We start from the raw sequence: 14080 nt of genomic DNA, 5'->3' as shown, positions 1-14080 counted from the left end.
CGGGCGCGCTGCCCCGCGACGATGTCGAGTAGGCCGCATTCGATGCAGGGGCGCGGGCCGGCGCTGCGCCGCCCCGGGCGCGGAGAGTCCGGTGCGGCCGGTCGACCCGCTGCTCCGGGGACGTCGGCGGTACGGGCGAAACTGGACTTTTGTTTAGTTGCCGCCGCAGCGGTAATGCCGACGGCACGAGGCCGGTGGTTGCCGCGGGGGCGAGCATCCACCGCTCGTCGAACGCGATGGAACGGAGGACAGCCATGTCCGGATCGGACGCTCACCACAATGCCCTACGACCGGTTCGGCCGCATACTCGCGGGCAGGCAGGTATCCGATGACATCGTGGCGGGCGCGGGCGCTGTTCGCCCGGATGTGGTTGCGGCAGAACAAGCGGTTCTACGCCGATCCCTCGGCCATGCGCGATGGATTACCGCGACATCAGGAGCCGAAGCGTTCTCGGCCGCCGCGGCGTATCACCGCGAAATATCAGGTGACCTGCGAGGAGGTCGACGGCCGCCCGGTCTACACCCTCACACCACCCGGTGGGCCGAGTTCGCCCTGGCATATCTTCCATATGCACGGCGGTGGATTCGTCGAGGCGCCCGAACCGCATCATTGGCGGTTCGCGGGCCGGATCGTCGCACGCACCGGCTGCACCTACACGCTGCCGATGTATCCGCTGGCGCCCGAGAACGACCACCGGGCGATCGTGCCGATGGTCGAGCGCGCCTACGACCGCGTGACCCGTGCGACCGCACCCGGTAACCGGATCGTCTTCGGTGATTCGGCCGGCGGTACGCTCGCCCTCACGCTGGCCCGCCACCTGCATGAACGCGGACAACCGCAACCGCGTGCCCTGGCGTTGTTCTCCCCGTGGATCGATCTCGCGACCGACGATCCACTATCGCTGACCATCGACGACCGCGACCCGGAACTCGGCGTCTCCGGCTTGAAGCAGGCCGGTCGATGGTATGCGGGCGGCAGGGCCCTCGACGATCCGCATATCAGTCCGGCGTTCGCCGACCTCACCGGGCTCGCACCGGCCGTCGTCTTCATCGGCCACCGCGACATCCTGCTGCCCGATGCCCGCCGGGTGGCCGAACTCGGCGATGCGGCCGGAGTACCGGTCGAGCTGCACGAATATCCGGGGATGATGCACAACTGGATCATGAAACGAATCCCCGAGGCCGGGCAGGCGACCGATGAACTACTGCATTTCCTGCGAACCGTGCCCACGGCACTCCCTGCGAACAGTGAAGGAGGAACCGGCCATGATCGTGCGGACAACTCGTGACATCACCGGAACCGATCGGCAGGTCGATACCGACCACTGGACCTCGAAACGGATCGTCCTGTCCGACGACGAGGTCGGTTTCTCCTACCACGAGACCACCGTGGCCGCCGGTACCGAGACCCCGCTGCACTATCCCGACTACATCGAGGCCGTCTGGCTCATCGAAGGCCACGGCCACCTGATCGACCGGGACAACGGGGTGACCCATACGCTCGCGCCGGGCACCATGTACCTGCTCGACGGGCACGAACGCCACACCATCATTGCCGACACCCAGTTGCGGATGTACTGCGTATTCGCCCCCGCCGTCCCGCCCGGCAGCGACTGACCGGGCCTACGGCCCGGCAATCGTCGAACTCGCCCGCTCCGGCCGGTCGTCCCGGTACCGGCGACCCGATCACTTCCCGGCGGCCGCCGGCACGGCGGGCGGCCGGGCCGACCACGAGAGCAGCCGTCAGACGGGGAAGGGTGGTGACGGCGGGAACTTCACCGGCAGTGCGGTGAGTGATCGGTGGAACGGGCCGGGACGCCATTGCGGTCCGTCGGGCATATCCACTTCCATTTCCGGCAGGGCATCGAGTAGTTGATCGATCGCTTCCTGAGCCACCAGGTACGCCGGGGTCTGAGCGGGGCAGCTGCGCTGACCCAGGCCCCAGGACAGGTGCGAACGGTTCCCGCGCTGATCGGCGGATCTGATCGCCGGATCGTGGTTGCAGGCGGCGATACTGATGACCACCGGTTGGTGGGCGGGTAGCCAGACGTCTTCGATCAGGATCGGCTGCCGCGGATAGGTGATGAGGAAGTTCGCCATGGGTGGGTTGTCGAACAGCACCTCGTCGAGGGCGTCCCGGGTGGACAGGCTGCCGCCCAGCACACTGCCGCCGAAACGGTCCTCGGTGAGGATCAGCAGAAGGGTGTTGGCGATCAGGTTCTGCTGGAGTTCGATCACCGCGCCGTACTGGCCGGCCAGCTGGTGAACCATCTCCTCTTCGTTGAGGTTCGCTTCGTGCTGGAGCAATCGCGTGGTGACATCGTTGCCGGGGTTCGCGCGCTTGTGCTCGACCAGTTCGGCCAGCGCCGCGTTGATCATCCGGTTGCCCTCGTCGGCGTCGACGCCTTCGAACATGGCAGCCATCCCGGCCGCCACCCGCTGCCCGATCTCCGGCGGGCAGCCGAGCAGCGTATTGCAGACACCGAACGTCAACGGGAACGCGTACTGGAGCAGCAGGTCGGCGCTGCCGGTTTCGCAGAAGGAGTTGATCAGCGGGGTCGCGAGGTCGGTCACGGCCGCGCGTAGCGCGTGCAGGTCCACATCCGTGAGCGCCGCCAGACTGGCCGACCGGTAGCGCCGGAACGCCTCTCCGGTGCTGCGGTTGGGAATGGGCCGCCACTCCATGATCGGCAGCACCGGGCAGTCGGCGGCCACATCTTTCTGCCAGGTGCGCGGATCGGCCGGAAAATGCTCGTGATCGTTGAGGATGCGCACCGCCACCGCGTGCTCGATCACCAGGGTCGCGGGGATACCGGGAGCCAGATCGACCGGCACCATCGACCGATGTTCACGGCGCATCTGCCCGTACACCCGGTGCGGGTTGTCGGCGAATTCGGGCGCGTACAGCGGGAACCGGGGGCCGCCGTCGGCAACCGGGGAACCGTGTACGGGGCGGGCGGCGGGGACGTCGAACTGTCGGGTTGTCAAAAGGGCTCCATACTGTTTCGCACTGTGGGCCGAGCGGTCTCCCGTGTCTCGGCGCCGACTGCAAACAGTACGCGAACGATGCACAAATTGCGTTGCGGCTCAGCCGGTTTACCGAAAATGGCGCATCCACGACACCGCCGTTCGCGATCCCGGCGCGAGGTTGTTTCCGGCGCGCGGTCCGGGTGTGTAACCGGTCGCCGCCATTGCGGCCAGGTCGCCGCGAGACCGACAATGGGACGGTCCGGTAGCGAGCTGACCGGGTGTTTCGACAATTCGAACAGGCGGCCGCGAAAGCAGTACTCCGGAGGGCGCGATATGCCGTGAAATCCGCAGTTGCGAGGTGAGGAGCAGACGATGTCGCAGTCCGTTACCGGGGACCTGAAAACCAAGCACAGAGCCATCTGGGCGGCCGGCGATTATGCGCGGGTGGCCGCCGACGTGATACCCGGGCTGGGTGCTCGGCTCGTCCGCGCCACCCCGATCGGCCCGGGGAAGAAAGTACTGGATATCGCGGCCGGATCGGGGAATGCGGCCATACCGGCCGCGGCCGCCGGCGCCGAGGTGGTGGCCGGTGACCTCACTCCCGAGTTGTTCGAGGCCGGGCGGCGTAATGCTGCGGCGGCCGGGGTCGAGCTCACCTGGGAGCAGGCCGACGCGGAAGCGTTGCCCTACGCCGACGGTGAGTTCGATGTGGTGATCTCGTGTGTGGGGATCATGTTCGCGCCGTTCCACCGCGCCGCCGCCGACGAACTGATCCGGGTGACCAGAAGCGGTGGGTCGATCGGGTTGGTGAACTGGACGCCCACCGGGTTCATCGGCCGGATGTTCGCCACCATGAAACCATTCGCCCCACCGCCCCCGGCCGGTGCGCAACCGCCGCCGCTGTGGGGATCGGAGGAGCACGTCACCGAACTGCTCGGGGACCGGGTCACCGGGATGACGATGCGACGCGAGCAGGCCGTCGTGGACTGCTTCGCCGACGCCGACGCCTTCCGTACCTTCTTCAAAACGAACTACGGGCCCACCATCGCGGTCTACCGGGCACTGGCCGGTGAGCCGGAACGCGCCGAACAGCTGGACCGCGAACTCACCGATCTCGCGGCCGCGCACGATCTCGGCGGCGGCCGGATGGAATGGGAATACCTGCTGGTCACCGCCCAGCGGGTCTGAACGATACCGCGCAGCGGTTACGTTGCCGGTGGGCGTGGTGGGCAAGCGCACGGCCGGGCCGCGGGACTTTCCGGGATACCGGCGGCGTTGCACCGGGCACGCATAATGTGGGGGACGAAGGAGGAAGCGTGACGGAAACGCGGAAGGCGATCCTGGCCGGTGGATGCTTCTGGGGTATGCAGGAGCTGATCCGCAAGCAGCCCGGGGTCCACAGCACCCGGGTCGGCTACACCGGCGGACAGAACGATCACCCCACCTACCGCAACCATCCCGGCCACGCCGAGGCGGTGGAGATCGTCTACGACCCGGCGCAGACCGACTATCGGGCGTTGCTGGAATTCTTCTTCCAGATCCACGACCCGACCACGAAGAACCGTCAGGGCAACGATATCGGGACCAGCTATCGCTCCGAGATCTTCTATCTCGACGACGAGCAGAAGCGGGTCGCGCTCGAGACGATCGCCGACGTCGAGGATTCCGGGCTGTGGCCGGGCAGGGTCGTCACCGAGGTATCGCCGGCAGTCGAGTTCTGGGAGGCCGAACCCGAGCACCAGGACTACCTGCAGACCTTCCCCAACGGCTATACCTGCCATTTCCCGCGACCCGGCTGGAAACTGCCGAAGCGGCAGACCTCGGCATAGGTGGGGGCCGAGTTTTGGTGCCTGCCCGGCGAATCCGCCGGTACCCCGTGGAGTCGCGGGGGCAGGGCCGCGCTGGGTAGTGTCGGTCGGGTGAGTAGGTGGACGCGCCGTAGGTTCCGCAGGATCGGCCGAATCGATCGCGCGGTGGGCGATACGGTGGCGGGGTTGCCTGCCTCGAAGGCCGATGCCGGTCTGCTGCGCCTCACCGCGGGCGCCGACCACGGTGTGCTGTGGCTGGCCGGTGCGGCGCTGCTGGCCTCCCGCAGCGGGTCGACGCGGCGGGCTGCGGTGCGCGGGGTCGCCTCGGTGGCCGGCGCCAGTTTCGTGACGAACGTGGTACTCAAATCCGTTTTCGCGCGCCGCCGGCCGGCTGCCGAACTGATGCCCGTCCACCGTCGGCTGGTACCGGCGCCGACCTCCTCGTCGTTCCCCTCCGGGCACAGTGCCAGCGCGGCCGCGTTCGCCACGGCGGTAGCGATGGAGAGCCCGCGTACCGCGCTGCTGGTGGCGCCGGTGGCGGCCGCGGTCGCCTACTCGCGGGTGCATACCGGCGTGCACTGGGGGTCGGACGTGCTGGTCGGCGCGGCCGTCGGTTCCGGGATCGCGCTGGCCACCCGGCGCTGGTGGCCGGTGCGTGAATCCGACGAGGCGCAGGCCGGCCTCGTTCCCGAAGTGCCCGTTCTCGCCGACGGTAAGGGGCTGGTGGTGATGGTCAACCCGGTCTCCGGGGACCCGAACTACGATCCCACCGACGATATCGCCGCCGCCCTGCCCGCGGCGACGGTGCTGCGGACCCGCCCGGATATGGATTGTGCCGTTCAGCTGGAACAGGCGGTGGACGCGCAGCAGGAGCCGGTGCTGGCGGTCGGCGTGGCCGGCGGGGACGGCACGGTGGCGGCCGTGGCCGCGTTCGCGCTGCGCAGGGAACTGCCGCTGGTCGTGATCCCCACCGGCACGCTGAACCATTTCGCCCGCGATCTGGGTGTCTACGATCTGCGCGAAGTGATCGACGCGACCGGCGTCGGCGAAGCCGTGGCGGTCGATATCGCCGCGGTCGAATACGGGGACGAAAACCGGACCCGTACAAGGCACCTGATCAATACGTTCAGTCTCGGCTCCTATCCGGACCTGGTCCGGTTGCGGGAGAAATGGCAGAAACGCTGGGGCAAATGGCCGGCCTTCGCCGCCGCGCTGGTGGTCACCCTGCGCCGCGCCGAGCCCATCGAGATCTTCCTGGACGGGCGCTGGCAGCGGGTGTGGTTCCTGTTCGTCGGCAACGGTCCCTACCATCCGCACGGCGCGGTACCGGCGTTCCGGGATCGGCTCGATTCCGGGTTGCTGGATGTGCGCTGGCTGCGCGCCGATCTGCGGTGGTCGCGCACGCGTGCGGTGATCGCGCTGGTATCGGCCGCGATCGGGCACAGCCGGGTCTACGGCGAACGCCAGCTGCCCGAGTTGTATGTGCATCTACCCGAGCCGGAGGCGCTCGCTGCCGACGGCGAGGTGATCGGCAGCGCGACTCATCTGCGGTTCTCCGTGGCCGGGCAGCTCGCCGTCTATCGCCGGGACGAATCCAATCCGCTCTGGGTGAACCGGAGCCGCCCGCACCACCGGCGCGCGCCGTGGCTGCCGGAGGTCTTCCGAATTCCGATGAGCGGCCGGATCGCGGTGGCGATGCGCGGTTCCGGCCGCGGGTAGTGCACCGGTTCGCGGGCCGGGGCGTGTGTGGCGCGCGGCGCCGGTAGCGACCAGCCCACCGGGCGAACGCCCCGATCCGGCAGGCCGCGCTACTGACCGCCGAAATCGAACATCCACGGGATGGAGAACCGGTCGGTCAGCATCCCGAACAGTTCGGTCCACTCCGTTTTGGCCAGATGCATATCGACGGTGCCGCCGACGGCGAGGGCGTCGAACAGCCGCCGCGCCTCCTCCTGATCGCTGAGTTCGAGGCATACCGTGAAGTTCGGGCGGGTGGAAATATCGACGGTCTGCCCGGGCGGGCAGTCCGAGCCCATCAGTATCTGCTCGACACCGTTGAGCGGCAGCGCCACATGCGCCACCAGGTTCTTGGCCTCGGCGGGCAGATTCTCCGCCTCGCCCATATCGCCGAAGCGGATCAGTTGGAGGTCGCCGCCGAATACGGATCGATAGAAGGTGAACGCCTCTTCGGCGTTGCCGTTGAACATGAGGTAAGGGTTGACGGATTTCACGCGGATCTCCTTGTCAGGTGATTGCGGAGCCATGATGTCGGCGAGCAGCGATCGAACAACCCGGGCCCCCTCCGTCGGCCGCGCCGTCGGGCCGGTCGCGGTATTTCGGGTGGCCCACTCAACCCTAACGCGCCCGGTGCCGTCCGGAGCGCTGCGAGCCGGTCGAAGCTCGGCCGGTCCATCTCGGCAGGGCGGTGGCGATGTGGTACGCGCCGTCGGCACGCCGGGCTCACCGGTGATCCGGTCGACACGCCGTCGACCAGTACATACTCGGGACATACCCCGGATGTCACCACATCGGCGAACGTACCCCGGCCGCGTCGCCGAGGCACGCAGAAACTCCGGCCTGCTCCCGCGTCCCGGGTCCGATGTGATGCGGTGGTCGCGACTGTCGAGTGCTGAACACCGAGGCCGCCCCCCGCGTGCCACGCAGGCGCGCCACTGAACACAGAGGTGTTGCATGGCGTTGACCCATCCGGCGCACTCGCCGGGCAACGATCGTGATCGGGTCGCGGTGAACCCCGTGTTCACCCGGGAACCGCTCGAGGTGCCGCGCAACCGGCTGCCCGCCGACGAAATCGACAGCGATACCGCCTACCAGATCGTGCACGACGAACTCCTGCTCGACGGTAACGCCCGGCTCAATCTGGCGACTTTCGTCACCACCTGGATGGAGCCGGCAGCGCAGACGTTGATGAGTGAATGCTTCGACAAGAACATGATCGACAAGGACGAATACCCGCGCACCGCGGAACTCGAGCAACGGTGTGTGCGGATACTCGCCGATCTCTGGCATGCCGAGGATCCCGGCCATGCCGTCGGCTGTTCGACCACCGGATCGAGTGAGGCGTGCATGCTCGCCGGGCTGGCGTTGAAACGGCGGTGGCAGCGGCGGCGGCGCGCGGCCGGGCAAACGACCGACCGGCCCAATCTGGTGATGGGCGCCAATGTCCAGGTGTGCTGGGAGAAGTTCGCCGATTACTGGGATGTCGAGGCACGGCTGGTGCCGATGTCGGGGGAGCGGTTCCATCTGACGGCCGATGAGGCGGCGTCGCATTGCGATGAGAACACCATCGGTGTGGTGGCGGTGCTCGGGTCCACGTTCGACGGCAGCTACGAACCGGTTGCCGAGATCTGCGCCGCACTGGACCGGCTTCGCGACGAACGCGGCTGGGATGTTCCGGTGCATGTGGACGGCGCGTCCGGCGCCATGTTCGCCCCGTTCTGCGATCCGGACCTGGAATGGGATTTCCGGCTGCCGCGGGTGGCCTCGATCAACACCTCGGGACATAAGTACGGGTTGGTCTATCCGGGTGTGGGCTGGGTGCTGTGGCGCGATACCGCCGCGCTACCGGACGATCTGGTGTTCCGGGTCAATTATCTCGGCGGCCAGATGCCGACCTTCGCGCTGAATTTCTCCCGGCCCGGTGCGCAGGTGGTGGCGCAGTACTACACCTTCCTGCGGCTGGGTCGTCGCGGTTACGAACGCGTGCAGGGGTACTCGCGGGAAGTCGCCGCGGCATTGGCCGACCGGATCGCGCGGCTGGGCCCGTTCCGGCTGATCACCGATGGACGCCAGCTCCCGGTTTTCGCCTTCACGCTGGCGCCGGAGGAGACCGGGTACTCGGTATTCGACGTATCCGCGGCCCTGCGCGAACAGGGCTGGCTGGTACCCGCCTACACCTTCCCGGCCGATCGGCAGGACCTGGCGGTGTTGCGCATCGTGGTGCGCAACGGTTTCAGCCATGATCTGGCGGATCTGCTCATCGGTGCGTTCGAACGGGCATTGCCGCGGCTGCGTGCCCAGCGGGCGCCGCAGCGGGGCACGGAATCCGCGGCGTTCTCGCACGGCGCCGATGCCGATATCCGGTCGTCCTCGCCGGCGGGCGAGGACACCTGAGCGCCGGCGGGATGGGCGCGGCGCCGATCGCCGACTGCGCCGCGCCCATCCCGTAGGCACCTGCTGGCAGCGAGCCGCCGGACAGGTCAGAACGCGCTGCCGGTACCCGGCAGGGACCAGGGCAGACCGAAACCGTGGCCGTGCCCGTAACCGTGCCCGTAACCGTGGCCGTGGTTCCATCCGCGGTTCCAGCCGGGGTGGCCGTGGCGATGCCGGTTGCGGTAGCCGCGGTCCCAGCCGGCGCCGTGATCGTGGCGGCCGTTCCAGCTGTGATCGTGGCGGCCGTTCCAGCCGTGACCGTGCCGGCCCGGACGGCTCACCTCGCCGGCCTCGTCGCTCGCGGTGACCGCCACCGGATCGGCCAGTGCGGGAACGGCGGTGACGGCCAGCGGTGCCACCGCGATCACGGCGGTGGCGGCGATGCGGGTGACGAATCGTTGGATGCGTGGGCTACGGCGCATGGTTCGGTCCTCTATCGGTCGTCCCCGCCGCGTGGGCGGGTGGTCTACGGGCAATCGCACTGAGAGAAGCGCGATTTCGATAGCCAGAACCATACCGCTAAACAACGGCACATTCAATAGGTGTCCGTTAATCGGTCTTGCGGACCACCGGACGGGTCGCGATGGACCCACCCGATGCGAGTCGGGCGAACACCCGGTTCGTGCTGCCGCGGCGGACTACCGGCCTTCCGCGGCCCGAGTCGTCGCCGGTCGCGGCGGGTCGAGCCGCAGTACGCACCGCGTGCGACTGTAGATCGTCGGCATACATTCGTTGCAGTGCACGCAGGCCGATTCGGTGGCGGCATCGGATTCGATGCGCCGCAACAGATCCGGCTCTCGCAGCAGCGCCCGGCCCATGGCGACGAACTCGAAGCCCTCCGCCATGGCCAGCTGCATCGACTCCAGATCGGTGATACCACCGAGCAGAACCAGCGGCATGGACAGCTCCCGGCGGAACTGGCGGGCCCGTTCCAGCAGATACGCCTTCTCATAGGGGTATTCGCGCAGGAACGCCTTGCCGACCATCCGGAAACCCCACCGCGTCGGCGCCGGCAGGGTTTTCGCGAATTCCTTGCGGGGCGCCGCGCCGTGGAACAGCAGCATCGGGTTCAGCAGCGAACTGCCCGCGGTGAGTTCCAGCGCGTCGAGCGCGTCGTCGGCCTCCAGCCAGGAAGCCACCTGCAGCGATTCCGGAAGCGTGAAACCACCCCGGATACCGTCTTCCATATTGAGTTTCGCGGTCACCGCGATCCGGTCGCCGACCGCCTCGCGGACCGCGCGGGCTATTTCGCGGGCGAAGCGGGCCCGGTTCTCGAGCGAACCGCCGTAGATATCCTTGCGCCGGTTCAGTATCGGGCTCAGAAACGAACTCGCCAGATAGTTGTGCCCGAAATGGATTTCCACCGCGTCGAATCCGGATTCGACCGCGAGTTTCGCCGCGTCGGCGTGGGCGGCGACGAGCTCACCGATCTCGGCGATGGTGGGCACCTTCATCGGGGCCATACCGAGCGGGCTGAAGAAACGGCTCGGCGCCACCGCCGGGACCCGGTTGGACGCGGCATTGGCGACCGGGCCGGCGTGCCCGATCTGCGCACTGGCCGCCGCGCCCTCGGCATGGACCGCATCGGTGAGCCGGCGCAGGCCGGGGACGGCTTCGGGGCGCATATAGATCTGGTGCCGGTCGGTGCGGCCACCGGGCGCCACCGCGCAGTAGGCCACCGTCGTCATCGCGACCCCACCGGCGGCCACTTCACGGTGGAATTCGATGAGATCGTCGGTGACCAGCGCGTCCGGGGTGCGCCCCTCGAAGGTCGCGGCCTTGATCACCCGGTTGCGCAGGTTGAGTGGGCCCAGGGTGGTGGGTGCGAATACGTCGTTCACCGAATCTCCTTCGTGGCTGATATGTATGGTTCGCGGAGGCCGCGGTGGGAGTCGGGGCTGCGACTCATCGGTGGTCTCCGGTCGGTGCGGTGAGCCCGGCGACGACGAAATCGCGCAGGGTCGCCGCGGTATGCGGGGACAGCGGGCGGTCTTCGGCGGCGGCTGCGCCGAAACGCATGATGATGAGGTCGAAGGCGAGCATCCAGCGGTATCGGCTCTCGCGTTCGTCTACCTGCGGCAGCAGCCCGGACCAGGAATCGATCCGGAACCACTGCTGTTGCCAGTGCAGGACCTGCCGGCCGATCACGCATTGCGCGAGCAGGCGCAGATGCAGCCGGCCCAGCGGATCGGCGGCCAGTTCGGTGAACGGCGCCAGGACCGCGTCCACGATTTCGGCGACCGCGCGCGGCGCGGCGGTGGCTTCGGCCAGCCGGTCCGCCCACAGTGCGCCGAGCCGGTCTTCGAGCAGAGCCGCGAGCAGGGCCTCCTTGGAGCCGAAGTGATAGTGGACGGCCGCGGCGTTGGCGCCCGCCTCGGCGCAGATGCGGCGCACCGAGACCTCGTCGTAGCGTTCGGTCAGCAGCAGCCGTTCGGCCGCCGTGAGCAAACGTTCCCGGGTGGCGGCCGAGACGTTCTGGGGCATACGCGTAGTGAACCACCGCTCCACCCAAATTTCAATCAATGATTGAAATATTGATTGAAACCCCTGGGTATCGCCTGCCGTGCCAGTCGTTATGTGATCGCAAACGGTACGACTGCCCGGACCGCGCACCGCGCCGGCCGATCCTGGTCTACTGGTCTGCACATGCCCGTGATCGTCCCGGAATCCCGCTCGATACGACCGGTAAGGAGAACACGATGGCCATCGAGATTCGCGCGGTCACAGTCCTGGGCACCGGAGTGCTCGGTTCGCAGATCGCCTACCAGACCGCCTACCACGGCTACCCCGTACAGGCCTACGACATCAGCCAGGCCGCCCTGGACGCGGCCTCCGACCGGGTCGCCGGTCTCGCCGCCACCTACCGTGACGAGGTGATGGGTGCGACCGCCGAGCAGACCGAGCAGGCTCGCGCGCGGATCGCTCTCACCACCGATCTCGCGGCCGCTGTCGCAGACGCCGACCTGGTGATCGAGGCCGTCCCGGAGGTCCTGGAGATCAAACGGCAGACCTATCAGAAGCTCGCCGCCGTAGCGCCCGACCACACGATCTTCGCGACGAATTCCTCCACCCTGCTGCCCAGCGATATGCGCGACTTCACCGGCCGCCCCGGCCGGTTCCTGGCCCTGCACTTCGCCAACCAGGTGTGGAAATTCAACACCGCCGAGGTGATGGGCACCGACCGGACCGAGAAACAGGTCTTCCGGGCGGTCGTCGATTTCGCGTCCTCGATCGGCATGGTGCCGATCGAGGTGCACAAAGAGAAGTCCGGCTACGTCCTGAACTCGTTGCTGGTGCCGTTCCTGAATTCCGCGATCGAACTCGCCGCCGGCGACTACGCCGAACCGGAAGCCGTCGACAAGACCTGGCGAATCGCCACGGGCGCGCCGATGGGCCCGTTCCAGATCCTCGACGTGATCGGGTTGAACACCCCGTACAACATCCTCGTCGCGAGCGAGGACACCCGCGAACTCGCCGCCTGGCTGAAGGACAACTACATCGACAAGGGCAAGCTCGGCGTCGCGACGGGGGAGGGGTTCTACAAGTACTCGTGAACCCGCCGCCGGACGGGCCGGTCATCCCGTGCGCACCCGTGGGCCGTGCCGAGGATGATGGCGCCCACACCCGCGCCTGCCGTACCCGTGCGTCGGAACTCGTCGACGGCGGCGTCGAATACTCGCCGGCGTGTTTCAGCCGTTGGGGTTCCCTCCTCGGGGCCGCTTGTCAACACGTCGATTACGGCGCTATCCGTGCCGGGTCGCGAGGAACTCACGTGCTGACTGCTCGTGATCGACGATCCGGGCCGGATAGCCGGCGACTCCGTTCGGGTGCCCGCGCCACGGCCGGTGGATATCGGAGCCACGCAGGTGGGCGAGTTCCGGGACCCAGCGGCGCACGTATGCCCCGTCGGGGTCGTACCGCTCGGCCTGGCGGAGCGGGTTGAGCACACGGTTCGGCCTCGTATCGGCTCCGGTACCGGCCACCCATTGCCAGTTGAGCTGGTTGTTGGCCATATCGCCGTCGGCGAGCAACGCCAGGAAATGCCGCGCGCCGCGGCGCCAATCCAGATACAGGGTTTTGGTCAGGAAGCTTGCGGTGATCATCCGGGCCCGGTTGTGCATCCAGCCCTGGGCGGCGAGCTGCCGCATCCCGGCGTCCACGATCGGATAACCGGTCTGCCCGGCCCGCCATGCCGTCAGCAGCACCGGGTCGTCGTGCCAGCGGTCGTTGCGTGGCCGGTAGTCGCGGTGGGTGAGCTCTGGCCGTGCCCGGAGCATTTGATGGTGGAAGTCGCGCCAAGCCAGTTGTCGTACGAAGGCGGCGGTACCGGGCGCCGACGGATCGCTGCGATACACCAGTTCGGTTGCGGACAGGCAGCCGAAATGCAGATACGGCGAAAGCCGCGAGGTCGCGTCGGCGGCGAGATCGTCGTGGCGATCTGCGTAGGAGCCGATATCGGTGCGCAACCATTTCCGCGCGATACGCCGTCCGGTGGATTCGCCTCCCGGCGCCGCCTCCGGCGAGCGGGTGCCCGGTGTGAGGTCCGTCGCGGCGGGGACCGGCTCGGTTCCGGCGTTGTCCGGTAACCGGATGTGTTGCGGTACGGGCAGCGGAGCGCGCACCGGGAGCTGGGTCCAGCGACGGTGGTAGGGCGTGAAGACCGCGAAATGGTCGCGGCCCCCGCTGGGGGTGAGCCGGCCGGGCGCGGCGACGGTGATGCTGCCGGCGTGCACATGCAACCGGCAATCCGACCCTGCCAGCTCCGTGCGCAACCGGTCTTCGCGGCGGCGACTGTAGGCGCTGACATCCTCGGCGATATGTACTTCGCCGACCGAGTACTGCCGGACCAACCGGCATACTTCCCGCACCGTATCGCCGTGGCGAATCATCAGCTGCCCACCCAACCGACGCAGCTCCTGGTCCAGATCGGCCAGTGCAGCCACCAGGAAAGCCGCCTTGTTCGCACTCATATAGACTGTGCCGCAGATCGTTTCGTCTACAACGAACACCGGCAGCACTTGCGATACTCGTGCGGCGGCCGACAGCACCGGATTGTCGTGGACGCGCAGGTCCCGCGTGAACAATGCCATCGTCACTGTCATGAGCCACCGTCCCTGTCCTCCGCCACGCCGA

At 67.9% G+C, this 14080-nt stretch carries 13 protein-coding genes; 7 read left to right on the top strand and 6 right to left on the bottom strand.

All coding sequences use genetic code 11. The features are described 5' to 3' along the window. The first annotated feature begins 328 nt into the window (after positions 1-328). Complete coding sequence (locus IU448_RS19275) at positions 329-1288, top strand: alpha/beta hydrolase (protein WP_195057064.1); 960 nt, start codon at positions 329-331, stop codon at positions 1286-1288. Continuing rightward, positions 1266-1616 carry an ectoine synthase gene (locus IU448_RS19270; protein WP_195057063.1) on the top strand — a complete coding sequence of 117 codons (351 nt, stop codon included), beginning with the start codon at positions 1266-1268 and terminating at the stop codon, positions 1614-1616. Before IU448_RS19275 ends, IU448_RS19270 begins: the two co-directional genes overlap by 23 nt. A 126-nt stretch (positions 1617-1742) precedes the next feature. Here the strand turns inward: IU448_RS19270 and IU448_RS19265 are convergent, their stop codons facing one another. Beyond that, positions 1743-2987 (bottom strand): cytochrome P450, encoded by a 1245-nt coding sequence (locus IU448_RS19265; protein ID WP_195057062.1) that lies wholly within the window; start codon positions 2985-2987, stop codon positions 1743-1745. Positions 2988-3341: 354 nt separating this feature from the next. Between IU448_RS19265 and IU448_RS19260 the strand changes: the two genes are divergently transcribed. The 3 genes from IU448_RS19260 (at position 3342) to IU448_RS19250 (ending at position 6496) form a co-directional block, all read left to right on the top strand. Continuing rightward, the gene (locus tag IU448_RS19260) at positions 3342-4157 is read left to right on the top strand and encodes a class I SAM-dependent methyltransferase (protein WP_195057061.1); all 816 of its coding nucleotides are present in this window, start codon (positions 3342-3344) and stop codon (positions 4155-4157) included. A 176-nt stretch (positions 4158-4333) separates the two neighbouring features. Then, positions 4334-4798, top strand: coding sequence for a peptide-methionine (S)-S-oxide reductase MsrA (msrA, locus tag IU448_RS19255; RefSeq protein WP_228813733.1), 465 nt, complete (start codon positions 4334-4336; stop codon positions 4796-4798). 156 nt (positions 4799-4954) lie between these two features. Further along, entirely contained in the window at positions 4955-6496 is a 1542-nt protein-coding gene (locus IU448_RS19250) for a bifunctional phosphatase PAP2/diacylglycerol kinase family protein (protein WP_324188662.1), read from the top strand. Positions 6497-6585: 89 nt separating this feature from the next. On the opposite strand, the gene IU448_RS19245 is transcribed toward IU448_RS19250, so the two are convergent. Further along, entirely contained in the window at positions 6586-7008 is a 423-nt protein-coding gene (locus IU448_RS19245) for a VOC family protein (RefSeq protein ID WP_195057059.1), read from the bottom strand. Between the two features lie 460 nt (positions 7009-7468). Here IU448_RS19245 and IU448_RS19240 point away from each other — a divergent pair, with 460 nt between their 5' ends. Beyond that, complete coding sequence (locus tag IU448_RS19240; RefSeq protein ID WP_195057058.1) at positions 7469-8908, top strand: glutamate decarboxylase; 1440 nt, start codon at positions 7469-7471, stop codon at positions 8906-8908. Between the two features lie 86 nt (positions 8909-8994). Here the strand turns inward: IU448_RS19240 and IU448_RS19235 are convergent, their stop codons facing one another. The 3 genes from IU448_RS19235 to IU448_RS19225 form a co-directional block, all read right to left on the bottom strand. After that, on the bottom strand, positions 8995-9369 hold the full coding sequence (locus IU448_RS19235; protein ID WP_195057057.1) for a hypothetical protein: 375 nt from the start codon (positions 9367-9369) through the stop codon (positions 8995-8997). 216 nt (positions 9370-9585) lie between these two features. Further along, positions 9586-10788 (bottom strand): NADH:flavin oxidoreductase, encoded by a 1203-nt coding sequence (locus IU448_RS19230; protein WP_195057056.1) that lies wholly within the window; start codon positions 10786-10788, stop codon positions 9586-9588. Between the two features lie 64 nt (positions 10789-10852). Next, the gene (locus IU448_RS19225; protein ID WP_195057055.1) at positions 10853-11431 is read right to left on the bottom strand and encodes a TetR/AcrR family transcriptional regulator; all 579 of its coding nucleotides are present in this window, start codon (positions 11429-11431) and stop codon (positions 10853-10855) included. Between the two features lie 215 nt (positions 11432-11646). Here IU448_RS19225 and IU448_RS19220 point away from each other — a divergent pair, with 215 nt between their 5' ends. Then, complete coding sequence (locus IU448_RS19220) at positions 11647-12501, top strand: 3-hydroxyacyl-CoA dehydrogenase (protein WP_195057054.1); 855 nt, start codon at positions 11647-11649, stop codon at positions 12499-12501. Positions 12502-12690: 189 nt separating this feature from the next. Here IU448_RS19220 and IU448_RS19215 read toward each other — a convergent pair whose 3' ends face one another. Next, the gene (locus tag IU448_RS19215; RefSeq protein WP_195057053.1) at positions 12691-14049 is read right to left on the bottom strand and encodes a cryptochrome/photolyase family protein; all 1359 of its coding nucleotides are present in this window, start codon (positions 14047-14049) and stop codon (positions 12691-12693) included. Between the last annotated feature and the right edge of the window lie 31 nt (positions 14050-14080).

The sequence above is a fragment of the Nocardia flavorosea genome, from assembly GCF_015477805.1.
GTDB classification, from domain to species: Bacteria; Actinomycetota; Actinomycetes; order Mycobacteriales; family Mycobacteriaceae; genus Nocardia; species Nocardia flavorosea_A.
Note: the sequence above shows the minus strand (reverse complement) of the source record. Positions and strands in the feature narration are given on the sequence as shown.

Bases quoted from the DNA above. Each gene is read 5' to 3' on its own strand.
- IU448_RS19275 (WP_195057064.1), top strand. From the start codon at position 329: ATGACATCGTGGCGGGCGCGGGCGCTGTTCGCCCGGATGTGGTTGCGG.
- IU448_RS19240 (WP_195057058.1), top strand. From the start codon at position 7,469: ATGGCGTTGACCCATCCGGCGCACTCGCCGGGCAACGATCGTGATCGG.
- IU448_RS19220 (WP_195057054.1), top strand. From the start codon at position 11,647: ATGGCCATCGAGATTCGCGCGGTCACAGTCCTGGGCACCGGAGTGCTC.
- msrA (WP_228813733.1), top strand. From the start codon at position 4,334: ATGCAGGAGCTGATCCGCAAGCAGCCCGGGGTCCACAGCACCCGGGTC.
- IU448_RS19260 (WP_195057061.1), top strand. From the start codon at position 3,342: ATGTCGCAGTCCGTTACCGGGGACCTGAAAACCAAGCACAGAGCCATC.
- IU448_RS19235 (WP_195057057.1), bottom strand. From the start codon at position 9,369: ATGCGCCGTAGCCCACGCATCCAACGATTCGTCACCCGCATCGCCGCC.
- IU448_RS19270 (WP_195057063.1), top strand. From the start codon at position 1,266: ATGATCGTGCGGACAACTCGTGACATCACCGGAACCGATCGGCAGGTC.
- IU448_RS19215 (WP_195057053.1), bottom strand. From the start codon at position 14,049: ATGACAGTGACGATGGCATTGTTCACGCGGGACCTGCGCGTCCACGAC.
- IU448_RS19225 (WP_195057055.1), bottom strand. From the start codon at position 11,431: ATGCCCCAGAACGTCTCGGCCGCCACCCGGGAACGTTTGCTCACGGCG.